The sequence below is a fragment of the Microbulbifer variabilis genome (genome assembly GCF_052468405.1).
Genome location: NZ_CP174343.1, coordinates 1,780,736 through 1,807,446 on the forward strand (window position 1 = coordinate 1,780,736; position 26,711 = coordinate 1,807,446).

Here is a 26,711-nt window from a genome sequence, read left to right on the forward strand (position 1 = left end):
TCTTTAGGTCAGTGCTCGTATAAGCACTCAGCTAAAGAACTGGAGGGCGGTAGCCCGCAGGTACTCTGCAGGCCACCGTTCAACCCGAAAAGAGTCGAACCAATTACAGCGGAGTCGCTGTGGTGAGGTCGTATCCAACCTTCATGTTCTTCGGGTTCTTGTTAGTCTTATCAGCGTGGTCGAGTTCGGCTTCGATTTTGGCAAAGCTCAGAGATACGGACTCTTGAGGAGCACCGCCGGCAGAAGCACCAATGCTGTAAGAGGAGATGATTACGTCAGTCAGCTTGTAAACAGCGTACTTTTCTACAGAGTTGGCGCCGGTCTGTACAACATGAATCTCTACGGGCACACCTTCGTCGCCAGTGACAGAAGACTTGAACAAACCACCGGAAGAAGCGTCAATACGCTTGGTGAAAGTGACTTCGCTCAGGCTGGGGCGAGAGGCTTCACGGTTGGAGGTAGCACCGGCTTCCATGGTGATACCGCGGCCAACACCAAAGTTGAAGCTGTCAACTTCGATCCAGTCTTCGTAACCTTTGGCGGTGACGTTGCCTTTGGTGGCTTTGTTATTGAAGTTCATGTAGATAGCCATGGGGATTCCCTCTTGGTTGGCTTTTGATGTTGGTGGTTAACCCTTTACCACGGCGATGAGTCAGTAGCTCAGTTAACGTCGCAGTGGTAACTGGGGTGATTTAAACAGAGAGAAAAGCAAAGAAAAACCATAATTTTTCGTTATTTAATCGACTCTGGCACCAATTATCCGAAGCCCTTTTACTATTGTTGGGTATATGCCCGCTGAGCGTATTCGACTCTGACACCAATTAAATATACAGAGGATTACAGTTTAATTTTCCGTCTCGCAAAAATTTAGAAGGATTTTGAAAATTTTAAGAATTGCTAGCTCTCTTATATTAATTGAAATTATTTTAATAGGGGGCGGAGTTGAACGATAAGATACGTATTGTTTGGCCGAGTGGCTCTTCGCCCGGCCCAGAGTAAGCTGAAAGTGGGTTAACGGAAGATGGTGATGTCACTGTCGTTGTGCGTCAGGATGCTGCCGGTTCCAATGACCGTCTACCAATTCCTGGAATTGATCATCACTGGTAGAATTATTAATATGGAAGAAGCTTGCCGCATTGGATTAACCAACGAAGTGGTGCTAAGGGGAACCGCTTTAAATCGTGCAGTTGCGCTGACACAGTTTATCTCTCCCCTTCCCTAGCCAGTTATTCATTCCGATAAAGGGGCTGCCATTCGCGGCTAAGGACAAGGTCTTAAAGACGGTCAGAGTATTGAAGCTGAATGCTTAAGCAACACACGGCACATGCAGCAGTTGCAGGTACCCTAAATTCTTCCGATCGTCGAACCATTATTCGGATGAGTGAAGAATTCCTTTGGAGTTACTTTCGATTTTACCGAGCTGATCAGTGGACCTATCGTCTATTCGGAGTAAGTGATTGTTGAAGAGGTTGGTGCCCTATCATGCCAATAGTTTTCGTGGTGATAGCGCTTGTTCTGATTTGCTGAATTAACGACCTATTGCTAGCTTCCTCTTTAATAACAATATAATCCAGCTGGAAATAACAAATGGAGCGCTTAAAATAATAATATCAGCACCCATAAGGGCCATCGCAATTGGAACGGTTAATACACTACCTGCAAGAGGGGCTAGCCACTGCTTACTTCCACTTGATAGTGCAATAGCACTCAGAGATGCGTTGTAGCCAAAGATTCCAGCTAGGATTAGTGTTGATGGTAAAGCTAGGAACATGGCCAGGAATGTGGCAAGCAGTCCACCAATTATGCTCCAAAGCGCATGAGACTTATTCGAAATGAAAAGTCCAACTAAAAAGCAAATACCGGTAATGGCATTGTTTTGAAATATAATCTGACCTATACCTTCAAATATCCCCCATGTTGAAATTTTTTCATTCATGGATGTTACGGCTGGCGCTAGGTCCTGTGTTGGGGCAAATATCCATATAGCCCATATCACCAGAATGTATGGTGCAGTATAAGGCGGAAGGAAAATGTGAAGCATCATAAAGCGTATGATCAAGACTGTTAGAGCGCTTCCACCAATAATTAATAAAATAGTAATTGGGGATGGATCATATAATAAGAATATGACTATACCGATCAAGGCTCCATTGTACCCCAATAATCCCTCTTCAATGTGTTTCACAGGGTAATGCAAAATTCCTGCACAAACGGTCGCTGTGATAACACCAAGTGCTGCTCCAAGAGCCATGGTAACCGAATTAACTGCTACTCCGGATAAGAATAAAACACCACTTAATGCGTTTTTTTGAAGGATGACTTGGCTTACGCCTCTGAATAGACTAACTAGATAGTATCTGATTTTTGTAGGTGTCGACTTTGTCATTGAGATTTTACAAGGGACTTTTGATGAGGTTTTTACTCTTCGGGCAATCGTCAGCAAGTGCTGCCACTTGATTTCGGTAATCTTCATTTAGGATTGCTATGTACAAACTATTGCTCCTATTTTTCTACTTGATTATGAGGTGCTCTATTAAATTATATGGTGTTCTCGAGGAAGCTTTGAAGTTAGAGTGAGGGAGGTTGTTCTCATTAAATTTCTGTCATGATGATGTGAGTAAAATGCGACGCTAGATACAGCATGTAAAGGCTACCCTCTGTGTCCAGCTGTAGTGACTACGGCACGCTAGGTGATTAGGTTGGAGCAATATGTCGCGATACGCTCGGAAACGATAACCTCAGTATGGCCCGGCCTTCGTCCTGCCAAAAAGACGAGAGAGTAATTTCCAAGTGCTGTAAAGAAATAGTCGATGCGCTATACCCTAACAAAATACCAGTCAGCTTAGCTGACTGGTATTGGGCTATATTGGTCGCCTTTTATGTTATTTGATCACAGTTACCTGGGCCGAACTGGTATGGACCCACCCTACAGAAAACTAACTGTAGGGCGGGTGTCAGCCTAATTACTGAGCACTAGCGCTAAGAGTAACGCCGGAGTAGTCTGAGTAGGCGCGAATGCTGATATACCAGGTGCCTGCATCTGGATTGCTGATATTGCAGCTTTCATCATTGCCCCATTCGTAGGGACGGCAGTCATATGCCGTGCGGGAAGGCTCTTGGCCGTGGCGCACGTAGAGGTCAGCATCGCCAGAGCCACCTTCCATAACGGCGCTCAACGTTGAGGCTCCGCTATCAACATCAATGGTGAAGTGCTGCCAGCTGTTGCTGGAACCAGTAAGGCCAGTCTGTTCCCAGTTATCGCTACCGCCACCGCCGTTACCTCCGGTGTAGCTACCTTCGAGGCTCACGCCGGAGAAAGAGCTATAGCCACGCACCATGACGTGATAAGTTCCGCCCTGCACGTTAGCGATGTCACAGGTTTCGTTGTTACCTGATGTGTAGGGGCGGCAGTCATAAGTGCTGGTAGTCGGTGCGCTGCCAAAGCGAACATAGAGGTCAGCATCGCCGCTTCCACCAGATATTTTAAAGGAGAGGTCCGTGGCATTTTCGGGGACATCCAGGGTGAAGTAAATTTCCTCACCACTGCTACCCTCGATACCGGTCTCAGTGACACCGTTTTCGAGTTCTCCGCCATCGTTACCACCACCGCCACCATCACCACCGTTGGCCATGGCTACGGCCGCAGCTGCATCGACTATACCGGTACCACAGCTGTTGCACGAAGCAGGGAAACTCCTCGCGGTGCTCGTGAGAATTGATTCGACTTCGTCTGGTGTAAGACTGGAGTCTACGGAATAAAGCAATGCCGCAGCGCCTGCAACGTGGGGCGCAGCCATGCTGGTGCCCTGGATGTAATAGTAACTGTCACTGCCGGGGTCAGTGGTGCCGTTGTTATAGGTGGAAAGAATGCCATCGGAATCGTTGGCGAAGCTCTGTGCTCCTCCTGGCGCTGCAACGTCTACCACATTGCCGTAGTTAGAGTAGTAAGCACGGCCGCCACTGCGATTAGTCGCAGCGACTGAGATCACCCCATTACAGTTCGCAGGGGTAAATTGGCTTGCATTAGTATTGCTATTACCGGCGGCTACAACAACGGTAGCGCCGAGGCTGCGAGCGGTATTGATGGCATTCTGCGTGGTAGTGCCGCAGCTGCCGCCGCCGCCAAGACTCAGATTAAGCACCTGGGCAGGATTGGCGTTGTTCGGCAGGCCACTGACAGAACCGCCGGCGCCCCAGATCATGCCATCGGCAATATCTGAGGTATAGCCCCCGCAACGGCCGAGTACGCGTATTGGGACTATCTTGGCCTCGTAGGCGACACCGGCAATGCCTATATTATTGTTGGTAACCCCAGCGATAGTGCCAGCGACATGGGTGCCGTGCCAGCTGCTGTTGCTTGAAGAGCTATCGCCGCAAGTTCCAGAACTATACCAATCACCTGGATCGGTAGCATCACTATCGCGGCCATCGCCATCCACTGAGACGAAGGTATCGGAAATCATATCGTAGCCCGGCAGAATATTGTCTGCCAGGTCGGCGTGGGGACGATAACCAGTATCGAGCACTGCAACCACTGCCCCATTGCCCTGGGTGACATCCCAGGCTGATGGAAGATTCAAACCGCCGGTGGTTTCATAGTAGTGCCACTGATTGAGATAGCTTGGGTCATTGGGTACAGCCATCGCTCGCATGATCAGATCCGGTTCTGCGTATTCAACATCCGGGTCCTGGTTCAATCGCTCGATAATTGCGTTTACTTCAGCTCTATTTTTCCGACCTTCCAGGCGCATTATCTGGGCGCCAGTAGCCATACGACGTAGGTGCTGCATTTTATGGCCGGCACGACGGGAGGCTTTTTCTACCGTTTCCTTTGCCATGATCGTAGCCCGTCCGACCTTAGCGCTTTCCTTGTACTTCACAATGATGCGATCAGTCAGCAGTGTGTTGTCCGCCTCTTCCGCATGGGCAGCGAAAGGCGCTGTACAAAGTAACGAAATTGCACTTGCCAGAGCTGTCTTTTGCAAAAGAATTTTCAATGATGATTTCATTATTGTGGTTTCTCCGAAGTTATTTTTATCCAAGTATCAAAAAATATTTTGATATTTGGATACTTCTGAACCGCCCTGTCTTAGCTAAATAAATTCGCTAAAAGGTAAACCCAAAAACTGCTCAATTTAGGACTATTTAGTTAGCCAGGGCGAAGTTGGCACCACTGTTTCATTTTTGGTGCGAATCTATAACGACTTAGCAAATATTGTCCTCATCGAAGACTCTGAAAGTGACGTGACCTACAGCGACAAATTTAAACTTTTCATAAAAAATTTAAGTGATGTGTAATTTTCCGCAAAAAAATCGTGATGTGGTTCACGGAGGATGCCAAGGAAAGAGGTTAATAAAACTCTTATGAAAAAAATTATGATTCACTTTCGTTGAAATAATATAATGTTATATCATATCAAAATAATTTTTCTTAACTAGGATTGCCAGTAGTTGGGAAGCCGCCTTAGTAGGGTAAAAAGTTGCCTTTCACATCTGAGATAGCAAAGAGTTCCTGTTGATATTTCCTCAACATTTCAACTTATTTGTCGGGGCGTGGGTCGGGATATTGCCACTGGTGTATTTTATCTTTTCGATATAAAAGGCGGTGCTGAAGAAGAATATGAATATACTCTCTCATTGCCTGAAGGATTACCCAAAAGCGAGACAGAAACCCTGGGTGTTGTTTCCCCACTTATCGAGCCCAAACAAATCGCCCTGCCCTCGGATTTTTATCTTGAAGATGAATACATCGGTTGGTATGGCTACAATCGGGAAGTTTATCTAGAGCCGAACAAAGACCAAAATGGGGCTACCCTCCACATCAAGGAGCATGACCTCTGGCATCAGTTTTTACTGATTCACAAGGGGCATGCCGGACCTGTGTTTTGGTTGTCGGCAATTATGTTGGGGGCAAGCCTGGTGTTTAGTTTGATCAGCGGATTGGTAGTTGCTTTTGCTGTACCAAAATTCAGGAAAGCTGCCGTACAGTTTACCTCGCTTGGCCTCATCTCCCTGATTATTGCTTTTTTATGGGAGGGAGCGGGATATAACTATATCTGGCATATCAAGGTTTTAAAAAAATGGCGTATCGGAGTGGTTTACCATCACAAGCAATCGACCTGATACGCCAAGGGCGTCCCATTTTATAGATGCTTTACTTTTGTTGGTTCGCCCTCTTCATTAAGTCTGATTCTGGTAAGGATTGTGAAGATGATGCGTCTTAAGTTGTATCTTAGCTAGCTGAATCCATATTCTTACTCCAGGCCATAGGCAAAAACGCATCATCAAGACTGACTTTAAGATTGTGAGTGGAATAATTTGAGAGCACTTTAAGGCTGGTGCCAACAATCACTTCTAAAACAGTCTCCTTGGTATAACCAGCTGCGAGAAACCTCTCAACCTCTTCTTCTGTTGCCCATCCACGTTTCTCATTGATAAGGATGCAGAAAGTCCGTAACGCCTCGAGCTTAGGATCACCAATTGGCGTGCCGTTGCGTAGTGCCTTGACTACCTCCTTATCAACACCAGCCATTTTGGAAACTGCCGTATGTGCAGCCATACAGTAGGTGCACCCATTCAGGCGACTATTTGTCATCAAGATTATCTCCCGCTCTGTTTCACTCAAACGAGATTTATCAAATAGCTCCATAAGCGTTAGATAGCTCTCTACCATTACGGGTGATTCAGCCATGGTGGCCATTAGGTTGGGCACAAACCCCATTTTTTTCTTAGCGGCTTCTAGGGTTTTTTTAGAGGCATCTGGAGCTGTTTCAATTGTGTATCTTGTAAAATTGACCATGAGCTTTACCTTTATATTGCTCGATATAAAATTGCATTGAATATCCACAAAGTTTTGAACCATCAAAGCAATTATCTCAAATTGCTCTGTACCTCTTTGGCACTTGTTTTGTGTTAAAGAGGTACAGATGTTGGCCCACTATGCAGCCGTAGACTGACTCAACTTATCAAGCACTGGAAATAGGTCATTCGGCTCAGGACGACGTGTATAGTCAGGATTGACTTCCGCATAGGTGATAATTCCATCAGTACCTATGACATATCTTGCGGGCATAGGTAAATTCCATTCTCCATCACGGTGGATGATTGGGAGTTCGACTTTGAACATCCTGTGGAACTCAATTACATAGGGTTGCAATGTCCAGCGGATACCAAACTTGGCAGCGAGTTCTCCTCCCTGGTCAGTAAGAATTGGGAAGCTCAATTTGTTATCTCGCTGGGATTTACGACTTTCAGCGGGGCCTTGCATGGAAATAGCTACCAGGGTTGCACCACGAGCTCTGATTTCGTCGGCAACCTCTTCCAGTGCCCGCAGCTCAATATTGCAGTAAGGGCACCATACCCCGCGATAAAAAGTTAGAATGACGGGGCCTTTAGCGAGGAGTTCATCCAAGACAACTTCTTTGCCTTCAGAGTCTTGCAATGCAAAATGTGGGACTTTCTCTCCTACTTTGATTGACTGCTCAACCTGACCACTATCAGCCAATTCCTTGGAGGACCGAGCAAAGGCTTCGAGCGCACCTGCTGGGGCCTGCTTCTTAAACACCTCTTTAAAAGCATCTAGTTTCTCTTGAAGAGACATAATCTATTCCTCTAATCGTTTAAATTTTCAGCCTGGGGCGATGGGTAAACTCCGATGTAACCAAAAGGTTACGAACATGACTCTTGAATTAGCCTTCAAGTAAGTATCTACGCCAAGCCACTATCGAGAAGATTAGTTACTTTGAAATGTGCTATAAACATGCTATTTTGAAACTCATTGTATCCACGAAGGACACAATCAATGTTTCAGCAAGCTCATTTGAACGAGATATTCGTATTTATCGCTGTAGCCGAGCATGGGAGCTTTACAAAAGCTGCAGCATCATTGAACTCAACCAAATCAGGCACGGGTAAGGCCGTTAAGAAGCTTGAGGAGGAATTGGGCCTTAAGTTATTCAACAGAACAACACGCAGTATCAGGTTGACAGAAGAAGGCAAGATATTTCTTGATGCCGCTAAACATGCGATTGAAACAATCAATGACGCTAGGTTACTGCTGAATGCTAGAAAGGATGAACCCGCTGGGCGCTTACGTATCAATTTACCGATAGGAATTGGTCGAAATATTGTAAGTGCTTTAAAAAACTTCACGCAGTTACATCCCAAGGTTACTGTCGAGGTTTCTCTTTCAGACAGCCTAGAAGATGCTATCAGAGGTGAATGGGACGTCGTTGTGAGAATCGGTAAACTAGAAGATAGTTCTTTTATCGCAAAAACATTGTGCGAATCCAAACGTATCCTGTGTGCTTCGCCAAAATATCTATCACAAAAAGGTAAACCTAAGACTTTAGAAGAGCTGAGAGAACATGACGCCCTTGTATTTCGAGCACCTACTGGAAAAGTGAGAGCCTGGTCATTTCGAGAAAATGATGGTTCAATTATTGAGTTTTCCCCTTCCCCGCTGGCAATATTTAGAGATGGACGAACTTTAATAGACGCAGTTGTTTCTGGTATGGGTATAGCCCAGGTATACGATAAAGCACTCGACTCTTCTATTCAGAGTGGAGAAGTTGTTGAGTTATTTCCGGAGAAAGTGGTGCCTGGCCCACCTGTTAGCGCACTGATTCCTAGCGGGAGAGCTATGCCTGCAAAAACAAGGGTTTTCATCGATTTTTTGAAAAATGAGCTTAATTAAGCTTACGGATACTAAATGTAATAATCCAAATACCATCTGGTGCTGGCTCTGTTGTTTGATCCAAAGGTTCCAGGAAGTCTGTAAAGCTCAGCACTACAACTTAATCCTTAGCAGACGAGTCCCCATTTTTATTGGATTCTCAGCTCCAACATTATTCTCTATTATATGTCATATTAACTAACATATCTTTGAGCCCAGGCTCCAATAACATTGCCGACATATTCAGCATCTGATTTCTTCATAAGCAAGTGATCGGCTTTATCTAAGGAAATAAAACTTTTCGGATGGTGCGCAGCGCCAAATATTTTTGCAGCATGATCAATAGAGACAGTACTATCTAGTGGTGAATGCATAACTAGTAAAGCTTTCCTTAATTCCTTAAGATTTACCAAGATGTCTGCTTCATTGATGTCATCGATAAACTGCTTTTTTAGTGTAAACTCTCGGCCAGCAAGCACCACTCTTGCCTGTCCTGTTTTATTGATGTTATCGAGCTCATCTTTAAACATATGCTGGATATGTTTAACATCACTTGGAGCGGCTATAGTAACAACAGCTTTGGCTGTCTTTAACATACCAGCAGCTTTTAATACGGCAGCACCACCAAAACTATGGCCAATTAGCAATTTTGGTGCTTCAAAGCGATTTTCAATTTCATTGTAAGCACTAAGCAAGTCCTCAACATTAGATGAAAAATTAGTATTGGAAAAATCCCCATCACTGTTGCCTAACCCAGTAAAATCAAATCTTAATACTGATATTCCTTTACTAGTTAATGATTTGCTAATAGCGCTCGCAGCAATGATATCTTTTGAGCATGTGAAACAATGAGCAAAAATTGCATAGGCCTTTGGATTCCCGGCGGAATTCTCTAATTTACCCTTTAATTCTACGCCGTCACGATTTGGAAAATTAAACTCCATAATACTATCCAATATATGTTGATTATAAGGCATTCTAATCTTAACAAAGAAAACCCCTCTCTATTATAGAAAGGGGTAAATGAGTAGGTGATAGTCTTCTATGTACCAATTGATACAAGATATGCCTGTTGCTTAGCTCGATAGAATATTCCTGCTTCATATAATCGATATCCGCTGATTTGAAGGCACTCTCACTATCTTTACCTGATCCAGTTAATATTTCCGAATCTCCAACAATGTCGCTAGCTAGAAACTGATCCTTCGCTCTCCATGGACCAATAGAAATCCTTTATAAAAACATCAATAGAAGCTTTGTTATGCAGTACTTTTAAGAGTTGGGGTAGCTTTTAAAGTCTGCGGCTTTGAGCTTTCAAAAACATGCAGGAATGTTGTAGGGTTTGGGCGTCTCCGATAATTATCTGTCTCATCGCCAAATAGCACCTTACCCTCTTCATCTAAAGCTATCACTGTCGCCATAACCGTATCTTTAGGATACCCAGGCATTCCCACAGGGGAACCATCAATGTCTTCAATACCTAAAATTTTTGCTCCCTTCAGATCTTCATCTTGAAGAATTTCAAAGTGATTAGGCAAGTCAAGTTTCCGCGCAAGATTTTGTGAATTGTCGAAGCCCTGATTTGAAATAAACTTCACACTCACATCATATTGCTTCAACTTTTCAGCATACTTCTTTACCTCTTTTAACTGGTTCATACAGAATGGGCACCAGTTTGCTCGAAAGAAAACCAATAGCGTTTTGGTCCCACCAAAAGATGATGAAGAGACATCAGTTCCATCCAATCGATTAAAATGCATTTCAGGCAGTTTCTGACCTTTTGATATAGCTTTGCTCTTTCCACGATTGTAGTAGGAAAATGACCATATATACCAATGAAGAGACACAAAGCCCAGAGCAGTAATTGCAACAGAAACATATTGAAGCAAAGACAGTGGAGCCTGATTGAAATAAAGTGTATAGGCAACTAATGCAATACCTGCAAAGTTAATCACCTGAATAACCGGTAATCTTTCTGACGTTCTTGAAATACTGAACACATTTGTTATTACCATCAAGAAAAATGGTAAAGGCAAAGTTGCTAAAAGTGCTCCTATCCAAATCGGGTTGCCCCCAGACACATAGATCATAATGCCAGCCGCTATGCCACTTAGCATATTGGATAGAATCATTGGTAAGATAAGTTTTGTTTTCATTTCAAGCTCCTAAAGCATTTGGTTAATGTTCAAAACTAGTGATCTACCATAGTGCACAGTGTTAATTTGATAATCCTCTTAATCAGAGGAACAGAGTTTCCCAAATGGACACAATCGAGCTTACTCGATAGATCCATGGCCATAAATATCAGGACTTACATCAATATGTATCTAGGATTATATGAGGTTCCTGGGATATGTCTGCTTTCAATAACTGACCTGATAAGAGGCGACCTCAGTTGTTTGCCCTGTGGGAGTAAGCTCCTTATGCGCGCTTTTGCCACCTGAGGGGACACATATCTTGCATTGCATATCTGCTATGGGATGGCCAATAAGTCAAACGATGAGATATTTGAAGCTACAGTAGTGAAAAAGAAATTATCAATGTTGCTTTGACAACGATGATCCGCATGTTAATCATGGGTTGACCCCCAATCTTATCCCTATTGAGGGAAAGACACCCCATTGTCCGCTCCAGCTACTTCAACTATTGCATGGACCTACAAAGCCGCATTTGACTTTGCCAAAGTAATTAATGGTCGTATCGCTTTCTATTCGAATCAAGTGGTAACCGAAAAGGTTGATGCCTTATCATAATATTATAAATATTGGTGATTACACCGGTATAAGATAGACGGCTATTAGAACTGTACCGATCAATCCATATGACAGCTGGAATACAAGTATTCTACGGATTTCCTTGAAGGCTTAATGCGCCCTAAAGAAAGTAGAAACTTTGCCATTTGTTATACTTCCCTACCTTTCTGCTGGCACTTGTAGCGAAGGATCACCCCGCCCGATTTAAGGGCGTCCGCCCGCATGAGCTCGAAATTCTTCTGGATGGCGTCAGCTTTGAAGAGAGGTGAGCCTGCTCCAAGTACGATTGGTGCAAGACATATCCGGTATTCGTCTACCAAGCCCCTTGCGAGCAGAGTAGCCACAAGGTCTGCGCTTCCGAAAACGAAGATATCTCTCTTCCCTGTCTCCTTCTTCAGCTTGCTAACGTGTTCGACGGCCTCGCCTTTTAAAAGGCGAGTGTTTGACCAATCGGCGGTCTCAAGTGTGCGCGTGATGACAGCTTTCTCAAGTGAGTTCATCATGTCCGCAACCGCCCCGGTTTCATTCCGCCAATGACTGGCCATCCCCTCATAGGTGCGACGTCCAAACAACAAGGTGCCGATTTCATCGCCCTGCTGAAGAGAGAAAGCTTCTAACTCGTCGCCCCACACGGTTCCGTGATGGTCCAGCGCCCAGGGCGTAGTGCCTTCAAAGCACCCGTCCAACGTCATCACATTCCAAACAACTAAACGCCTCATATCCTGTTTCTCCTAACCAAGCGCAAGCATAATCTTGAGCAACAATCGTAAAATGCAACCTTGAGATCGCGTGCAATCAACTGCAGCATAAAGTGCATAACCAATATTCAGCACGCCCGCGAGCAGACCGCCATTGAATACCGCTTTTACAAGCAACCCCTTTTTTTAAATGAGCAGATGAATCCTTCCCGTTGTAGCTGGATGATGTGTGGCAGGCACCCGTATTAGCCATATTCGTTGTGTCTCCGCCACCAATGATACGGCTGTGTCTGCTGAGTGCCGTCGGGAGCCTCTTCCCAGTTTTCCTGACGGCCGAGTGGTGTGATATCCAAAAGAGTCCACACCGTGCCAAGTGTTTCGACACCTCGGCCGTTAGTGAAATAGGTTCGATAGAGGTCCTCTCCATCGCGATAGAAAACGTTGATACCAAATCCGGTAGCCACATCGAAATCAGCGTTGAAGTTGTCCTTGGTTTCATACCAGGGGATTGCCCAACCCATACGTTTCCGGAATGCCTCTATCTCAACGATCGGCGCTTTTGAAACAAAGACGAGAGAGGTGTCTCGGGCATGCAAATGGGCAAGATGAGGGATCTGATCGGCGACCATGCAGCAGCCTTCGCACGGGCTGGGATCAGCGGGTTTCAACATATGGTGGTAAACGATTAGTTGTGAGTGGTCATCGAACAAGTCAGCCAGAGTCGCAGTGCCTCCTGGACCCGCAAAGGCATAATTTTGTTCGATCTTCACCCAACCTGAATACCGTCGCTTTTCTGCCAGCCGGTCGTGCGCTCGGGTCAGCTCCTTTTCTGCTTTGCGGAGTTCAGCCAGTTCATCCTTCCAGGCCTCTGGTGACAGGATCTGCCGGACGACTCCGGAGATCTCCTTAGTTTTCCTACTCTGAATTAAAGTCATAATCAGCTCCAGGTCTTGAGTTAAGTTGAGAAGAGTACTTCCCCATGAACTCATACCTCCTCGGCCGCCGCCTCGATCGTGGCGATATCGATCTTACTCATGGACATCATCGCCTTAAAAGCACGCTTCGCTTTGTCACGATCAGAGTTCGTAGTCAGATCCAGAAGTTGTCTCGGTGTAATTTGCCACGAGTGGCCCCAGTGGTCCTTGCACCAACCGCAAGCGCTTTCCTGCCCACCATTACTGATGATCGCCTCCCAGTAGCGGTCGGTTTCTTCCTGATTCTCGGTGATAACCATGAAACTAACCGATTCATTTGGAGTGAAACTCGGGCCGCCGTTCACGCCAATAAACTTGCGCCCGAGTACGGTGAATTCGACAGTCAGTTCACTGCCTTCCTGACCGCCGGGATAGTCGGTCACCGCTCGATTAACTCGGTCTACATGACTATCTGGAAAAGTTGCAGCGTAGAATTCTGCCGCCTTCTTTGCTTCGCCATAGTCAAACCACAGGCAGTTTACGAGTTCGGTCATATGTATTCTCCTATGCTTTGGACAGTTTGATTGTTTGCACTAATAAAAATCTTTGGTATTTACAGTCATATCGCATCCTCCGTCGGATGCTCTGCAAACCACTCGACGATTTTGGGCATCTTCATCTCAAATGGTCCGCCAATGTAAACGTTGAGAACGCCGGTGCGTTGATTGCTACGGTTTTCAAAGTCGTGCTGGACGCCGGGGGGGATCAAAATGACAGTGCCTTTTTTTGCATCGCGCCACTGCTGGCCTACCAGGAAAGACATGGTGCCTTCCAACACATAAAACAGTTCGATCTCAGCCTCATGTGAGTGCGCGCCGAAGCCTTTGGTGTTCGGCTCAATCCACCATTCCGACACTGAGCATTGATTTGCGGTCTCTTCACCGTCAGCTTTGAAAATTGCTGCAATGCGCCCCATATCGTAACTGCGTCCGCGTTCAGGTTCGATAAAGATCCCTGCTCCTGTTGTATTAGTCATGAATGACGGCCTCCGTTCCTCCCGAAGAGGATGTTCTGTTACCTCACTCAGCATGAAAAATATTGTCTAGGACCGCTTAGCCAAATCAGCGCTATACCAAAGACCGCTCTGCACGATAGTGAGTCGTGGTTTGTTCACCCATGCTTCACTTTTATCGTTCCATAGCGCCTTTGCCAGCAATTATTTTTTCGCGGAACTTCGCTATTCTCGAAATGCGTGTAGCGGATTTCTTGGCTGAACTAAGGTTAAAGGTATAGCTTCGCTGACGCCCCGGCGTTAATGCATGAAACGCTTCTGCAAGCTCAGGATCTCCATCCATGGCTTCTACCAGCTCATCAGGGAGTTCGATATCGCGTTCTGCTCTTTGGGGCTTAATACCTGCTCTAGCGTATCCTTTCGCTTCCTCGATATAAGCCCGTATGATTGGTGCAAGCTTTTCCACCTGATCATTGGCCTTCAGGAGGATCATGTGCGGATACTGCGTATTCGCGCCTCGCTTTTGAAGAACACCCTCATGATCCTTCATCAGTGCAGCATTCATAAAGCTAATGAGGAATCCCTCTCGAAATGCCCCCAGGATGACAATATTTCGACCGGCAAATATATAGCAAGGCTGCCCCCACTTAACGGACTCTTCCAGATCCATGCTCAGGCAAATCCGTTGCAATTCAGTAAGGCCAGGTTTCCATTTCTGGGTTGAGCAATCGGGCGTTGCGAAACGCTCACAACGTCCACAACCTTTTGAAAAATAATCTGCGATATCTGAAATCATGGCCATAATTGGTTGTCCCGCACGAGCAAAGTCGCACCCACTATCAAACTATCATTTTCCCGGAGTCCGATTTTGATGCCCCCTCCCCTACGGCTTCTGCCTTTGAACCCTCGTAATTCAGCATCCATGGCGTTCCATATTTATCCGTGAGTAAAGCAAAACGTTCAGCCCAAAATGTTTCGACGGGGGCCATATCTATGGCTTTTGCTTCCTTTGAGAATACGTTATAGATACGATCAAATTCCCTGAGCGATTTAGACGGAATAAAAATACGGAAACCTTGCGGTTTCTCGTACATTTCGCGGGAGTTATCAGAAGCCATCAGGGTGGCACTGCCCAGTGTCATGGCCATATTCATAACCATATCGTCGCCACCGGGCATTCTACTTTCGGGGTTGGGCGCATCTGCATTTAGGAGGGTGCCCCAGATCTTGCCACCGAGTGTCTCGGCATAATGCGTCATCGCCTCAAGGCAGTTTCCATTGAATGTCAGGTAAATGATGGGTTGCATAACTATCGAGCTCCTTTCGCTATTGTCTCAACGTCAGCTTCTGCGTTTTGATTCCATCTAAACTTGAAGTCTCATAAAGGGGGCGGACTTCAATTTCATATGCACCCTCCATGGGGTTTGGACACCGAGCTGCCCATACCATCGCTTCTTCAATATCACGTACTTCCCAAAGCCATAAACCTGATACGAGTTGCTCGAATTCCGGGAATGGACCATCAACTACTGATATTGCACTCCCATCAGATACAAGACGCTTCCCTTCTGCCGTGGGCTTGAGGCCTACCGCTATGCGTCGGATATCGGCGTCGAGAAGTTCTTCATTAAAGCGGTCCATCGCATTACAAACAGCCTGTGAGGGCAATTTGCCTGCCTCACTTGCCGCCGTAGCTTTGATCAGTACCATAACCAGCATTCAAAATTTCCTTTCATTTACGCCAACATGAATTTGGGCTGCCGGCGCTAATCTTATTGAAGGGAGAAATCTCCAGTGGTGATACTTCCATCCCGCATATAGGTCACACAAATAGTGCCACTGTCTGTCATCGTAGATTGTTGTACATGGAACCCAATAGGGATTACACCGGCACCAAAGAGGCGCTTTCCTTTGCCCAGAATCAAAGGAAAAATCAGCAATTTAAACTGATCAACCAGGTCTGCTTTGAGTAGAGTCTGGATAAAGTCAGCACTGCCCGGTACCAGTAAGTCAGGACCATTGCTGGCCTTGATTTCACGAAGTCGTGCTACCGGGTCATTACCCAGCCATTCGCTGCCTTCCCAGGTAAATTCGGGTTTCGTGCGTGAAGCGACATACCGTGTTGTGCCATCGATTTTTTTAGCCATCTGGATTTCGCCATCATCAACGCCTTCTGGTGGAGGATCAGCAGCTACTTTTGGCCAATAGGCAGCAAAAATATCGTAAGTCCGATGGCCAAGCAGCAGCTCGAATGGGGATGCGAACACATCCCCCATAAATTTACCTACACCTTCATCGAAATAGGACGCCACCCATCCACCATGCTCAAAGCCCCCTGAAGTGTCCTCCTCTGGACCACCGGGAGCCTGCATCACGCCATCCAGACTAACAAACGTGTTTACAATGATTTTTCGCACACAGTTCTTCCTTGGTGATTTTGTTGATCAAAATGGCGTCGCAAGTTGTGCTTAGGCTATTGCTTTCAATCACCATTGAGACTTGAAGAGATAGGTTATTGATCTTCTTTATTCGACTTCCACCCTTGTTGCTTCCAGGTAAGCGGCGAGATTAGAAAGAGCGCACTGCCATCCATTGCGTGTTCCGTCGATCATTCCCAAACCGACCAGAGAGGCGATCTGTATCGTCACCTGGAGTTCAGTCGCGCGCTTATTTTCGCTAATCGCCACGGTGATCAGAGAGGCACTCAATAAAGAGTCGTCTGTATATACACGCTCGGTAAAAAGCAGGCGATGCGGCCTACGGATGTCGTAGTAGTGTGTTTCGACCCGGAATTGCAGATCATTCTTTTGGCCGCACCGATGTACGTCAAGGCCTCCGGCGCGAAAGTCGTTTTGAAGAAACTCGATTGCCTCATCCTTAGAGGGTGCCCCCCATAATGAGCGGGTTTTTGGGTTTTCCCATGCTGAAAAAACCTGCTCTGCCGGTGCTTTGATTGTTTTGCTGATGGATATGGTGTCGTGCGATAACTGTTGGCTCATGTTAGCCCCTTTGCTTAATAGCGGTTCCCAGGCTACCGACTAATAGTTAGCTGATTGGATAACTATAAAAAGCAATAACAGTTAGGTCAATGGATAACTTACTAGTGGCGCAAAAGAGTAAGAGAATTGACCTCTATCTGCTCAAAGTGAAGCGCAACGACATAACAACTATGATCGGCAATGTCATAATGGGGTGCGATATGTGAACCGATCACGCCCTTTATTTCTTTAACAGAAGATCAAGTAGCCGGCTATTGGGATGGAGGGATGACCTACAGGCTTTGTAATATGGCACCCTGTATCTTTATCGTACTCAGTCATCCTGTCCTTCAGCGCCAAGTGCTTCGACAAAGCTCGCCATTCGTGCCATTCGGCCTTCCCACTGGGCCGTCTGTTTATTAATCCAAGTTTCTGCAGCTGTCAGTTGCTTCGGCTTGATCTCGCAGGTTCGCACGCGGCCAATTTTCTTGGATCGGATCAAACCCGCATCCTCCAGCACACCAATGTGCTTCATAAATGAAGGTAGTGCCATTTCAAACGGTTTAGCGAGCTCAGTGATCGATGCCGGTCCGCTGGTCAGGTGCTGAATGACAGCGCGGCGCGTTGGATCTGCTAAGGCTTGGAAGACTGTATTCAGATTTTCGTGATTGTTACCCATTCGACTAAGTATATAGGTGTAAAATCGTTAGGCAATGGCCGCAGTTTGGTAATGCCCGTTAAAATCACCCTAATAAAAGTGCTTCATCCCATCCCTATACCAGCCGTTATTTGGATGCACCGTTGTGGAAATAGAATTACTGCAGGAAAAAGCTGACATACCGATAGCAACCCGGATCACCTTATCGATCAAGGCAATGATAACTTTTCAGGTTCATCAGTGAAAAGCTTATGGCCAGTATGTTCAAGCCTGCCATCCAGTCAGTCATCAAGAGGACCTATGCCTTGTTTGGCCAGTTCTGCTATGCCGGCTTTCATGGCTTCTAGCGCTTCCTTAGGATGGCCCTGCCATTCCTTCACCTCGCCGATAACGCGTAAAGGTTTATGAGACCGGAATGACTTTGTAGGGTTACCGGGAAACCTTTTATTGGTCACATTGGGGTCGTCTTCGATTGGACCCGTCGCCTCGACGATGTAAATCCGTTCTGGCCCGTCACCCAGCGCTAGTTCCGCTCCCCAAACCGCAGCATCAAGTGTTCGCGCGAGGTAAATATGGCCGAGCGCCTTTTTGCCGAAATTCGGATTACCTCCCGGCATGAGCATATCTCCCATTTTGAGGTCCGCGCGCGTTCCGTGATAGTAAGTCCATTCACGGACTTCCGATTTAACTCGTACCCGCCCTTTCGATCGATGTGACATATAAGGGTGGCTCGGTGCACTCTCAACTAAAAGCTCGGTCGCATCCTCTATATCACCTTCCGTCTCCACGACATACACTTTCGGTGGTCCATTGCCTTCGGCGAGCTCAGCGGCCCATATGGCTGCATCCAAATTGGGTGACATGTAGGCATGCGAGGTCTCAACATTGTCACCTGCTATGCCAAATGGGCCGCCGGGCGTGACAACATCTCCTGGGCTGAGATTTTTTCGGGAGCCGTGGTAAAACTCCTTCATGCCAGAATGAACCGTATGGCTCTCTGATTCGCTGCTTGGCTGTTTATCATTCATGCTTAAGGAACCTCCATGTATTTTGAACTGGTCATGATTGGCCTAAGATCATGAGCCACCAAATTTCGATTACGCCCTGGGCAACCGCTTAAGACATTTGGGAGACTGTAATAATCCTCTCTTCGAGATAAGAGGTTGGTCCTGTTTATGAACGCCTAACCTGACCGGTTTTCCGTCAATCTAGTCATATTTTGGAAATCGTCTTTACCGGCGCTTTCGAGAGCAGCAATATCGGCATTTTTATTTCCATCATGGTTTGTTGGCCACTTCCCGTGCTTTCCTGTCGGGCAACGTGAGCTCTTAAATCAGTACTCCCGGGGCAAAATGATTGCCAGGGGCTGAAACACTGATGAGTGCGCTATCTGAGGTACAACTGAGTTGCCATATTGATTATAGTTAGCCTACAGGGTAACTATAGTGGATAACAAAATTAGGTCAACATGTCACTATTTACGGCCGAATATAGGAGGATAAGCCCCAAGTAGCCATGATATCTCTGGAGCGCAGTAAAGATATGTTTTAGTGTTAACAGAAAGCAGGCCCCCCCCTGATAAAAAGAACAAGGTATCATCGTGAGCGATTTTTCCTATCAAGCGGGTATTCGAACCAAACCTATCTCCTACACGGTCAGGGCAACACCGGAAGCGGTCTTTACTGCCTGGGTTACGCCGAGCATGGTTGAAAAATGGTGGGGCCCCGACGGTTTCACTACGCGCGTGCTCAATCTCACGGCAGAGGTTGGCGGGAGTTTTGCTTTTGAGATGACAGCTCCAGACGACAGCTCTTGCGTAATGTCTGGAGTATATCGTTGCGTCGACAGACCGAAGTTACTGAGCTTTGAGGTCCATGAACATTGCAATCTCAGCTTGCCACATGGCACCGAACCGCAAAAGAATTCGTCATTGGTCGAAGTTGTGTTCAGAAGCAGTGAACTTGGCACTGTCGTTTCGCTTACGCATACACTTCTTAACCCTGACTACGCAGAGTTGGCGGTGGTCAGCTGGGCCCAATCACTTCGAAGTATGGACGCCCAATTTTCCGGATCGGTAAATCTGATCTGAGATGGCAAGGTATATTGATGGCAGTCATGAGTCTGTACACAACTTACCACGCTCACTAATTCTTAGACTAAACGCAAGTCAGCGTACTGCAGTGGTCAGTTTACACAATTGTTCAGCCGTTCTTACTTTCCATCCCTACGGCTGGAATTAAGGTTGGCTGTCTCTCAGCACATTGAAAAGAGCTAATAGCTTTGACTTCTTAGTGAGTAGCTAGCATCAGACTCAACTTAATTGCTTTCAAGTATTAGAAAGAGCATTAAAAGCCGGTATTGAAAGGCCAGCACTATAACCACCATCTACATTAATGGCTTGACCATTTATAAATCCACAGTCACTTGCTGCTAAGAAGTGTATAAGCGCTGCGATTTCTTCAGGTTTTGCTATGCGTTGCAAAGGAACCGCGGTTTTTTCCATTGCAAGCTGTTGCTTCCCTCCTCTTGCATGAGCCATTGGTGTATCAACTGAAGTAGGGCATATTGCATTAACTCTAATATTCCTGTCTCCCAATTCGAGCGCTGCCGTTTTGGTAATACCAATGATCGCCGACTTTGAAGCAACATATGGCCCCAAATAAGGTACTCCTGATATTCCGGCAACTGACGCGATATTAATAATTGCCCCACCTTTTTTCATATATGGCGCGGAATACTTAATACTATAGAAAACCCCTAAAGTATTAACCTTAAAATTCTTCATAAAATAGCTATAACTACTATTGCATAGTGAACCGTAGCCCTCATTAATTCCTGCGCAATTAACTACGATATCAATCCTCCCATATTTCTTTTCTGTCATTTTCATTAGCTCTTCAACTTGGGGCTCTATAGAAACATCTGTTTGTATATAATGCCCTCCCCCAACCTCCTGCAATACTTCTTCTCCTCTTCTGCGTGCTGCAATAACAATTGTTGCGCCTGCCAAATAAAAACGTTTTGCTGTGCTCAAACCTATCCCAGAGCTTCCTCCCGTAATAACAGCAACTTTATTCTCCAAGCTAAAAAAATTACTCATAATGTTTGGGTCCTACCAAAATATAATTTCAGACACATTAATCGAGAGCAGCTCGAATATATATGTTTAGTATTATTGATCAAGCAGAAATTCTGAGGTGCCTCTTAATTAAATTCATTTGAAAAATAAGTGGTTGACCTATCATATGCCAATAAGCTTCACGTATTAAACTAAGTGCATTCAAGTCTGGCCCTGTGTGACTTAGCGAATCACCTCAATTGACATAACCCTATAAAGATGATGGCAATATAGGGCTGACTATAAAATTGGTTCACATTAAGAAGCATGTGGCTCTATGCTTTTTGGGAATTTATTGCAATTTTATATTGCGATTCATAATATCTGGTGAGGCTTAATGCCGGACTGAAAAATAAAACGACAACACGAACCACCTATAAATATTAAACATTATTAGAATAATGTGGAGAGGACCTGTGAGAAGTTATTTAATATCCATTTTTTGTTTGCTGTTAACGTTACCTCTTTATTTGCCGGCAGATGACGGTAGAAAATATCGTTTGATGGAGGAAATCAATTCCGATCAAGTAGATTTCAAAGATTCTCAGAAAAATAGAAAATCAATAGTAAAAAGAGGAAGGTTTAATGGTGAGTTGCGAAAAATAGTAACTGGTGATGAGTTGGAGGTTCTCATAGATGGTAAGTTATCACGATTTAAAACCAAGAATGTTAATAGGAAAAAAAATAGAATCTCTTTTGCTGCATTTGGTCAGAGGAAAGGGGATTTTGTAACGATTGCCGAGAATAATGGTAATGTTGTAGGGTCTATACAAATGTCCGGAAAGCTATACAAAGTTAGGCCGGGTGAAGGTAATACTACAGATATCATAGAGGTGCCTACCGCTACCCTGATTGATCACGATATTAATTATTACGAAGATTTCCCCATGGATGTAGGCGAAAGACCTTCAAATATTGATTCTAGCTTGGGGTCTTTGGATTCAGCCGAAAAAATTACTGTTATTGTCGCATATACCAGTAATTTTGAGAGTGACGCTGGTGATGTTGTCGCTTATATGGATCTATTGGAAGAGGAAACAAATATTTCCTTCTTAAATAGTAATGTAAATACATCCGTTGAAATTGTACACTCATACAAAACAAGTTATGAAGGTAGTGGTGACTTTTATGTTGATAGAGATTTTTTCTCTAACTCAGAAAACCCAGAAACATCTGAGTTACTTCGCCTGAGAGAAACATATAAGGCGGACATCATGATGGTATTGACCGGGAATTCTGGTTATTTCTATTGTGGCGTAGCCAGAGAGATTGGTGCAACCGAATCTACAGCTTTAGCCTTAGCCAGAGAAGGATGTGCAGCTGGATACTTCAGCTTTGCACATGAGATTGGCCATCTATTCGGAGCAAGGCATATTATAACACGTGACCCCAGTATGGAGCCTTTTTCATATGGCCACGGATATTGCAACTCTACGCCATCTACATGGAGAACAGTAATGGCTTATGGTTGCCCATCAAATACTGGAGGTCCAAGGATCCAGCAGTGGTCTAATCCAGGTGTATTTATCAATGGTGAAACCACTGGTTCTATTAATGTGGAAGATAATGCTCGAGTTTTAAATGAACGAGCATTAGAAGTTGCTAACTTCAGGGTATCTGAGGCTTCTGAGTAATATCTAAAGCGTTCAAAGTTATTTTCGCGGGTAGTTTGGCAGCTCGGTTTGTATTTTCAATGAGAACTGAGCTGTCATATCCTACCCTCTCCTATCCCACCTGAGCTGGATGGAGATAAGCATCACTCAGAGAAAATTACTGCATATACATTGACCATATCAATCAATTCCAATCGAAAGCAGATTTTAGATAAGATAAAGCCCATTGACCAACGTCATTTCTGATATCACGATTCGAGCTCGGGTCCTTGATGAGAACCACCGGTATCCAAGGGACGGGATAGGCGTATTCGAATCTGTTTCTCAATCTCGATAATTGCAAACAGCGCAACACCTACACTAACGATAAGTATCCCATCCTGTAGAGATACGGCTTCGGTGGAGAAGATGCCTTGCAAAGGCGTGAAGTAGGTGATGGCGAACTGACCTATGGTAACTACGATCACCGCTAACCATATGACCCTGGTTCCGCATACCGCTTTCCATGTTAAGGAAGTACCGTACATATTGCGGATAAAGAAAAGGTGGAATATTTCCATTACCACCAGTGTATTCATTGCCATAGTACGAGCTAGGTCGAGGGAATACTGCCGCTCAATTGCATAGGTGTAGACCCCGAATACGCCGCAAAGAAACAGGATGCTCACCAGTGCGATATGCCATATCAGTATGCCTGTGAGCAGTGGCTGGCTGCGAGGACGAGGTGGGCGGCACATGGTATTTTCTTCGGTCGGCTCGAAAGCGAGGGCAATACCGAGAGTGACCGCAGTGATAAGGTTCACCCACAGAATCTGAATAGGTGTTATCGGCAGCACCATACCAAACATCAGCGCCACAATAATGGTTGAGGCCTCCCCAGCGTTGGTTGGAAGGGTCCAACTGATTACCTTTTTGATATTGTCATAAACCGTACGCCCCTCACGTATGGCGGCGTCAATTGAAGCGAAATTGTCATCGGCCAACACCATTTCCGCAGCTTCCTTGGCTGCCTCACTCCCTTTTTTGCCCATCGCAATGCCGACTTCGGCACGCTTCAGTGCGGGCGCATCGTTAACACCATCACCGGTCATGGCAACGGTCATTCCGTGGGCCTGCAGGGCAGTTACCAGTCGCAATTTGTGTTCGGGACTGGTGCGGGCAAAGATGTCGACGTTCAACACTTCTGTTCCCAGTACCGTATCGTCGAGATTATCAATATCCACACCGGTCAGCGCATTTTCAGTGTTTTGCAGACCTATCTGTTGCCCAATAGCTATGGCGGTCGCCTTGTGGTCACCAGTGATCATCTTCACTCGGATACCGGCCCCTTGGCATTCCGCTACTGCCAGAATCGCCTCCTGGCGGGGTGGGTCAATCAAGCCAACCAGGCCGAGAAAGATCAGCGCATTATCCAGGTCAGTTTGTTCCAATACGGTATGTTCAGGTTTTACGGGCTTGGTGGCCAAGGCCAGCACCCGATAGCCTTGTGCTGCAAGTTCATTTACCCATTCCTGCCAATAAGCCTCATTCAGCGGAGCAGTGCCTCCCTCAGCGGTACGATTGCTTTCACACATCCCCAGAATCTGTTCTGGTGCCCCTTTTACTGCGATTAGCGCATGGTTTTCATGGTTATGGTCCAGGGTGGCCATGAACTTGTGTGCGGAATCAAAGGGAATGATATCTGTGCGAGTCCATTGATGGCGCGCCTCCCCGCCATCCATTCCTGCCTTGGCGGCAAACGCCAGAAGCGCACCCTCCATAGGGTCACCTTCAATAGTCCAGACACCTTCGAGCTTTCTAAGCTCTGCGTCGTTACATAGGGTTGCTACGCGGGCCAACTCGAGCAAAGGCGAAGGGCCTGATATGGAGGTCGGACTATTCTCGTTTGAGATATCCCCTAGTGGCTCATAACCAACGCCTTCTACGGTATACCGGTGCTGAAGCGTGATCACCGATACGATGTTCATCTCGTTGCGTGTAAGGGTTCCGGTTTTATCTGTGCAGATCACCGAAACCGAGCCCAACGTCTCAATGGCTGGAAGACGGCGGACAATGGCATTTCGTCTCGCCATGGCCTGCACGCCAACTGCCAGCGTAATGGTCAATACTGCCGGCAGGCCCGCCGGTATGGCTGCCACCGATAGACTCACGACGGCCATAAACAATTCGGAAAAATCGTGATGTAAAACAAATAGCCCGAAGGCGAAGATGAGCGCGGCAACTGCCAGGATAAAGAATGCGAGCCATTTGGCGAATATTCCCATCTGCTCCACTAATGGGGTTGTCAGGGTTTCGACCCTGGCAAGCATACTGCTGATACGCCCGACTTCAGTTTGGGCTCCGGTCGCTACTACCACGCCCATGCCCTGCCCGCTGGTAACATTGGTACCGCTGTAGGCCAAACAGGTACGATCACCTAGTGCAGTTTCGATGCCAACCGGATTGGTTCGTTTTTCTACGGCAAGAGACTCCCCTGTCAGTATTGCCTCCTGGATCTGCAAACCGTGAGTCTTCAACAGCCGAAGATCCGCTGGTACTTTATCACCAGCTTCAAGTAATACTATGTCGCCGGGAACCAGCTTCTCGCTATCAACGGTATATCTCTGGTTACCACGCAATACCCCAGCCCGCGGTGCCAGCATATGCCGGATAGCATCCATCGCCTTTTCAGCCTTGCCTTCCTGAATAAAGCCGATAATGGCATTGACGACAACCACGGCGAGAATTACCCCGGTATCCACCCAGTGTTGAAGCAGGCTGGTGATAAACGCAGCCCCCAGAAGGACGTAGATCAGTATATTGTCGAAGTGCGAGAAAAAACGTCGCAGCAGCCCCTTCCTCGGTGGTGCTGGCAAGCGATTGGCCCCATAGATTTTGAGCCTTGCGAGTGCTTCACTTTCGCTAATACCTGCTGAAGTCGTCTTCAGTTCGGAAAGGACTTCATTTTGTGGCAACGCATGCCAATTCTTCTCAGGTCTCATCTCGAATCCCTGGTGGATTCCATTTTATCTCCGGCTGAGAATAGCAATAACCTGAAGCCTTCTGGGCTGTGCAACATACAGGGTGCATGAGCTAGAGTTGTCTATCTGCAGATTTAAGGAATTCCATATTTCTCTGCCAGCCGATCAATTTCTGCCTTGGACCTGGAATTATCGGGGCATTTAGCCCGAAACCATGGATTTAAGTCGCTATTTGTGTTTCCAGGTGGCAAGTCTTTAACATTAAAACATCGGTCCCCAACCTCAACAAAAGTGCCTGTAGTCGTTGTATACATGGCTTCTGTGCGTTCAAGCCGCCGAACTCTATTGCGTTGCTGCGCTAACTTTCTCTCTAAAACCGGATCAAAAACTGTGGGCTGGCTTCTGGCTTCAGAGTCGCCAGATGCTTCTAATGTTGGCGTCGGCTTTTCCATACCTAGGTGATCAGGATTCTGCGGCTGATCGATTTGCTTACTGATTGTTGAAGAGGAATCTGCATTGGTTATTGATCCGCCATTGATATTAGGTGTCGAAGGCGTTACCTCTATTACATTGTTGCCGGTTGTTTCCGTAGTATAACCCTCAAGCTCCTGGGGTTTTATATGGGAAGGAGGTAGTTCGGTGTCATCCGCTCTGGGTACTTCTATTTTCTTATTCGCCAACAAGTTGATTTCAAGCGGAGACGCAATGCCTGGTGACGTATCTGGTGCAATTGACATCGGTATAATGAGCAGCCCTATATGCACAGCAACAGCAATAACCAATGATATAGCCAGTCGCCAGGCATTTACTGTTGTCTTGCTATTGCTGCACAAAGAAGCCGTTATGTTTAAATCCATTTACTTCGTGGGCCAAATACTCAGTAAATTTGATCAAAATCCTTGTTTCAAAAGGCAACTGATGATCGGTAAGCTTGGAGATAGGACTCTTTAAAGGCTCGAAAGTTCTAACTCTAATTATAAGATTACAATTTGCCTGCCGACAAAACTAATGTTCAACCTTACGTTCAACCACTATTTACTTATTGAGAACCAAAGACTGAGTGATAGAGGGAAGGCTTTCCAGATTAGACTGACGGAGAGTTTTTATTGAAAGCGAAGCTTGGTTATTACTCATATTCTCTTTTTATATATTAATTTTGCGAAATAGTTCTCACGAAAACCTAAAAACCTTCCAGGGTGAGTTAATCTTTTTGCAGACTCTTTTAGATATTATCTCAGTTGTAGGTATCGACTTGTTAAGGCAGTTGTACTTTCGGTCATACAGTATGACATTTCGAATGTTACCGACAGCAAATACCTATAAGCATTTAATA

Annotated in this window: 24 protein-coding genes and 2 pseudogenes; 4 read left to right on the top strand and 22 right to left on the bottom strand. The window is 45.9% G+C overall.

Annotated features, from left to right (window positions below):
- Window positions 1-103 precede the first annotated feature (103 nt).
- The 3 genes from ACJJJB_RS08180 to ACJJJB_RS08190 all read right to left on the bottom strand — a co-directional run bounded on the left by ACJJJB_RS08180 (window position 104) and on the right by ACJJJB_RS08190 (window position 5,009).
- Window positions 104-592 (bottom strand): Hcp family type VI secretion system effector, encoded by a 489-nt coding sequence (locus tag ACJJJB_RS08180; protein WP_020413589.1) that lies wholly within the window; start codon window positions 590-592, stop codon window positions 104-106.
- A 936-nt stretch (window positions 593-1,528) separates the two neighbouring features.
- On the bottom strand, window positions 1,529-2,473 hold the full coding sequence (locus tag ACJJJB_RS08185) for an urea transporter (RefSeq protein ID WP_445366036.1): 945 nt from the start codon (window positions 2,471-2,473) through the stop codon (window positions 1,529-1,531).
- Window positions 2,474-2,963: 490 nt separating this feature from the next.
- Window positions 2,964-5,009 carry a S8 family peptidase gene (locus ACJJJB_RS08190; protein ID WP_445366037.1) on the bottom strand — a complete coding sequence of 682 codons (2,046 nt, stop codon included), beginning with the start codon at window positions 5,007-5,009 and terminating at the stop codon, window positions 2,964-2,966.
- 544 nt (window positions 5,010-5,553) lie between these two features.
- Between ACJJJB_RS08190 and ACJJJB_RS08195 the strand changes: the two genes are divergently transcribed.
- Window positions 5,554-6,123 (top strand): hypothetical protein, encoded by a 570-nt coding sequence (locus ACJJJB_RS08195; RefSeq protein ID WP_445366038.1) that lies wholly within the window; start codon window positions 5,554-5,556, stop codon window positions 6,121-6,123.
- 109 nt (window positions 6,124-6,232) lie between these two features.
- Here ACJJJB_RS08195 and ACJJJB_RS08200 read toward each other — a convergent pair whose 3' ends face one another.
- Window positions 6,233-6,799, bottom strand: coding sequence for a carboxymuconolactone decarboxylase family protein (locus ACJJJB_RS08200; RefSeq protein WP_282953520.1), 567 nt, complete (start codon window positions 6,797-6,799; stop codon window positions 6,233-6,235).
- Window positions 6,800-6,937: 138 nt separating this feature from the next.
- Window positions 6,938-7,600 carry a peroxiredoxin-like family protein gene (locus tag ACJJJB_RS08205; RefSeq protein ID WP_282953519.1) on the bottom strand — a complete coding sequence of 221 codons (663 nt, stop codon included), beginning with the start codon at window positions 7,598-7,600 and terminating at the stop codon, window positions 6,938-6,940.
- Between the two features lie 201 nt (window positions 7,601-7,801).
- Between ACJJJB_RS08205 and ACJJJB_RS08210 the strand changes: the two genes are divergently transcribed.
- Complete coding sequence (locus ACJJJB_RS08210) at window positions 7,802-8,695, top strand: LysR family transcriptional regulator (RefSeq protein WP_445366039.1); 894 nt, start codon at window positions 7,802-7,804, stop codon at window positions 8,693-8,695.
- A 173-nt stretch (window positions 8,696-8,868) separates the two neighbouring features.
- On the opposite strand, the gene ACJJJB_RS08215 is transcribed toward ACJJJB_RS08210, so the two are convergent.
- The 14 genes and pseudogenes from ACJJJB_RS08215 to ACJJJB_RS08280 all read right to left on the bottom strand — a co-directional run.
- Window positions 8,869-9,618 (bottom strand): alpha/beta hydrolase family protein, encoded by a 750-nt coding sequence (locus ACJJJB_RS08215; protein ID WP_040628594.1) that lies wholly within the window; start codon window positions 9,616-9,618, stop codon window positions 8,869-8,871.
- Between the two features lie 315 nt (window positions 9,619-9,933).
- Entirely contained in the window at window positions 9,934-10,830 is an 897-nt protein-coding gene (locus tag ACJJJB_RS08220; RefSeq protein ID WP_020412757.1) for a peroxiredoxin family protein, read from the bottom strand.
- A gap of 746 nt (window positions 10,831-11,576) precedes the next feature.
- A complete protein-coding gene (locus ACJJJB_RS08225; RefSeq protein ID WP_445366040.1) occupies window positions 11,577-12,146 on the bottom strand; it encodes a dihydrofolate reductase family protein in 570 nt (189 codons plus the stop codon).
- A gap of 224 nt (window positions 12,147-12,370) precedes the next feature.
- On the bottom strand, window positions 12,371-13,114 hold the full coding sequence (locus ACJJJB_RS08230; protein WP_445366041.1) for a DUF899 domain-containing protein: 744 nt from the start codon (window positions 13,112-13,114) through the stop codon (window positions 12,371-12,373).
- Window positions 13,111-13,593, bottom strand: coding sequence for a VOC family protein (locus tag ACJJJB_RS08235; RefSeq protein WP_282953515.1), 483 nt, complete (start codon window positions 13,591-13,593; stop codon window positions 13,111-13,113). Before ACJJJB_RS08235 ends, ACJJJB_RS08230 begins: the two co-directional genes overlap by 4 nt.
- Before the next feature lie 65 nt (window positions 13,594-13,658).
- Window positions 13,659-14,075, bottom strand: a complete 417-nt coding sequence (locus tag ACJJJB_RS08240; RefSeq protein WP_444946790.1) for a cupin domain-containing protein — start codon at window positions 14,073-14,075, stop codon at window positions 13,659-13,661.
- A 151-nt stretch (window positions 14,076-14,226) separates the two neighbouring features.
- The gene (locus tag ACJJJB_RS08245; protein WP_282953513.1) at window positions 14,227-14,853 is read right to left on the bottom strand and encodes a YdeI/OmpD-associated family protein; all 627 of its coding nucleotides are present in this window, start codon (window positions 14,851-14,853) and stop codon (window positions 14,227-14,229) included.
- A 37-nt stretch (window positions 14,854-14,890) separates the two neighbouring features.
- Window positions 14,891-15,358, bottom strand: coding sequence for a VOC family protein (locus tag ACJJJB_RS08250; protein ID WP_445366042.1), 468 nt, complete (start codon window positions 15,356-15,358; stop codon window positions 14,891-14,893).
- Between the two features lie 19 nt (window positions 15,359-15,377).
- Window positions 15,378-15,770 (bottom strand): YciI family protein, encoded by a 393-nt coding sequence (locus ACJJJB_RS08255; RefSeq protein ID WP_444901583.1) that lies wholly within the window; start codon window positions 15,768-15,770, stop codon window positions 15,378-15,380.
- 53 nt (window positions 15,771-15,823) lie between these two features.
- Window positions 15,824-16,468, bottom strand: coding sequence for a dihydrofolate reductase family protein (locus ACJJJB_RS08260; RefSeq protein ID WP_020412765.1), 645 nt, complete (start codon window positions 16,466-16,468; stop codon window positions 15,824-15,826).
- A 108-nt stretch (window positions 16,469-16,576) separates the two neighbouring features.
- The gene (locus ACJJJB_RS08265; protein WP_020412766.1) at window positions 16,577-17,050 is read right to left on the bottom strand and encodes an SRPBCC family protein; all 474 of its coding nucleotides are present in this window, start codon (window positions 17,048-17,050) and stop codon (window positions 16,577-16,579) included.
- A 313-nt stretch (window positions 17,051-17,363) separates the two neighbouring features.
- Window positions 17,364-17,708 carry an ArsR/SmtB family transcription factor gene (locus ACJJJB_RS08270; protein WP_020412768.1) on the bottom strand — a complete coding sequence of 115 codons (345 nt, stop codon included), beginning with the start codon at window positions 17,706-17,708 and terminating at the stop codon, window positions 17,364-17,366.
- A gap of 260 nt (window positions 17,709-17,968) precedes the next feature.
- A pseudogene (arr, locus tag ACJJJB_RS08275) lies at window positions 17,969-18,349 on the bottom strand (NAD(+)--rifampin ADP-ribosyltransferase); the annotation flags it as partial.
- Between the two features lie 15 nt (window positions 18,350-18,364).
- Window positions 18,365-18,715: pseudogene (locus ACJJJB_RS08280) on the bottom strand (NAD(+)--rifampin ADP-ribosyltransferase); the annotation flags it as partial.
- 572 nt (window positions 18,716-19,287) lie between these two features.
- Here ACJJJB_RS08280 and ACJJJB_RS08285 point away from each other — a divergent pair.
- Window positions 19,288-19,776, top strand: coding sequence for an SRPBCC family protein (locus tag ACJJJB_RS08285; protein WP_444946786.1), 489 nt, complete (start codon window positions 19,288-19,290; stop codon window positions 19,774-19,776).
- 237 nt (window positions 19,777-20,013) lie between these two features.
- Here the strand turns inward: ACJJJB_RS08285 and ACJJJB_RS08290 are convergent, their stop codons facing one another.
- On the bottom strand, window positions 20,014-20,787 hold the full coding sequence (locus ACJJJB_RS08290) for an SDR family NAD(P)-dependent oxidoreductase (protein ID WP_444946785.1): 774 nt from the start codon (window positions 20,785-20,787) through the stop codon (window positions 20,014-20,016).
- A gap of 434 nt (window positions 20,788-21,221) precedes the next feature.
- Between ACJJJB_RS08290 and ACJJJB_RS08295 the strand changes: the two genes are divergently transcribed.
- On the top strand, window positions 21,222-22,439 hold the full coding sequence (locus tag ACJJJB_RS08295) for a M12 family metallo-peptidase (RefSeq protein ID WP_169337102.1): 1,218 nt from the start codon (window positions 21,222-21,224) through the stop codon (window positions 22,437-22,439).
- Window positions 22,440-22,666: 227 nt separating this feature from the next.
- On the opposite strand, the gene ACJJJB_RS08300 is transcribed toward ACJJJB_RS08295, so the two are convergent.
- Together ACJJJB_RS08300 and ACJJJB_RS08305 are read right to left on the bottom strand one after the other, a co-directional pair.
- Complete coding sequence (locus ACJJJB_RS08300) at window positions 22,667-25,399, bottom strand: cation-transporting P-type ATPase (protein WP_445366043.1); 2,733 nt, start codon at window positions 25,397-25,399, stop codon at window positions 22,667-22,669.
- 113 nt (window positions 25,400-25,512) lie between these two features.
- On the bottom strand, window positions 25,513-26,235 hold the full coding sequence (locus ACJJJB_RS08305; protein WP_445366044.1) for a hypothetical protein: 723 nt from the start codon (window positions 26,233-26,235) through the stop codon (window positions 25,513-25,515).
- Window positions 26,236-26,711: the final 476 nt, after the last annotated feature.

What these genes read in the sequence shown, in the direction of transcription:
- ACJJJB_RS08200 (WP_282953520.1), bottom strand. Translation starts at nt 6,799, where the DNA reads ATGGTCAATTTTACAAGATACACAATTGAAACAGCTCCAGATGCCTCT.
- ACJJJB_RS08235 (WP_282953515.1), bottom strand. Translation starts at nt 13,593, where the DNA reads ATGACCGAACTCGTAAACTGCCTGTGGTTTGACTATGGCGAAGCAAAG.
- ACJJJB_RS08220 (WP_020412757.1), bottom strand. Translation starts at nt 10,830, where the DNA reads ATGAAAACAAAACTTATCTTACCAATGATTCTATCCAATATGCTAAGT.
- ACJJJB_RS08290 (WP_444946785.1), bottom strand. Translation starts at nt 20,787, where the DNA reads ATGAGTAATTTTTTTAGCTTGGAGAATAAAGTTGCTGTTATTACGGGA.
- ACJJJB_RS08190 (WP_445366037.1), bottom strand. Translation starts at nt 5,009, where the DNA reads ATGAAATCATCATTGAAAATTCTTTTGCAAAAGACAGCTCTGGCAAGT.
- ACJJJB_RS08180 (WP_020413589.1), bottom strand. Translation starts at nt 592, where the DNA reads ATGGCTATCTACATGAACTTCAATAACAAAGCCACCAAAGGCAACGTC.
- ACJJJB_RS08305 (WP_445366044.1), bottom strand. Translation starts at nt 26,235, where the DNA reads ATGGATTTAAACATAACGGCTTCTTTGTGCAGCAATAGCAAGACAACA.
- ACJJJB_RS08205 (WP_282953519.1), bottom strand. Translation starts at nt 7,600, where the DNA reads ATGTCTCTTCAAGAGAAACTAGATGCTTTTAAAGAGGTGTTTAAGAAG.
- ACJJJB_RS08215 (WP_040628594.1), bottom strand. Translation starts at nt 9,618, where the DNA reads ATGGAGTTTAATTTTCCAAATCGTGACGGCGTAGAATTAAAGGGTAAA.
- ACJJJB_RS08225 (WP_445366040.1), bottom strand. Translation starts at nt 12,146, where the DNA reads ATGAGGCGTTTAGTTGTTTGGAATGTGATGACGTTGGACGGGTGCTTT.
- ACJJJB_RS08230 (WP_445366041.1), bottom strand. Translation starts at nt 13,114, where the DNA reads ATGAGTTCATGGGGAAGTACTCTTCTCAACTTAACTCAAGACCTGGAG.
- ACJJJB_RS08240 (WP_444946790.1), bottom strand. Translation starts at nt 14,075, where the DNA reads ATGACTAATACAACAGGAGCAGGGATCTTTATCGAACCTGAACGCGGA.
- ACJJJB_RS08185 (WP_445366036.1), bottom strand. Translation starts at nt 2,473, where the DNA reads ATGAAGATTACCGAAATCAAGTGGCAGCACTTGCTGACGATTGCCCGA.
- ACJJJB_RS08300 (WP_445366043.1), bottom strand. Translation starts at nt 25,399, where the DNA reads ATGAGACCTGAGAAGAATTGGCATGCGTTGCCACAAAATGAAGTCCTT.
- ACJJJB_RS08210 (WP_445366039.1), top strand. Translation starts at nt 7,802, where the DNA reads ATGTTTCAGCAAGCTCATTTGAACGAGATATTCGTATTTATCGCTGTA.
- ACJJJB_RS08270 (WP_020412768.1), bottom strand. Translation starts at nt 17,708, where the DNA reads ATGGGTAACAATCACGAAAATCTGAATACAGTCTTCCAAGCCTTAGCA.
- ACJJJB_RS08255 (WP_444901583.1), bottom strand. Translation starts at nt 15,770, where the DNA reads ATGCTGGTTATGGTACTGATCAAAGCTACGGCGGCAAGTGAGGCAGGC.
- ACJJJB_RS08245 (WP_282953513.1), bottom strand. Translation starts at nt 14,853, where the DNA reads ATGGCCATGATTTCAGATATCGCAGATTATTTTTCAAAAGGTTGTGGA.
- ACJJJB_RS08250 (WP_445366042.1), bottom strand. Translation starts at nt 15,358, where the DNA reads ATGCAACCCATCATTTACCTGACATTCAATGGAAACTGCCTTGAGGCG.
- ACJJJB_RS08265 (WP_020412766.1), bottom strand. Translation starts at nt 17,050, where the DNA reads ATGAGCCAACAGTTATCGCACGACACCATATCCATCAGCAAAACAATC.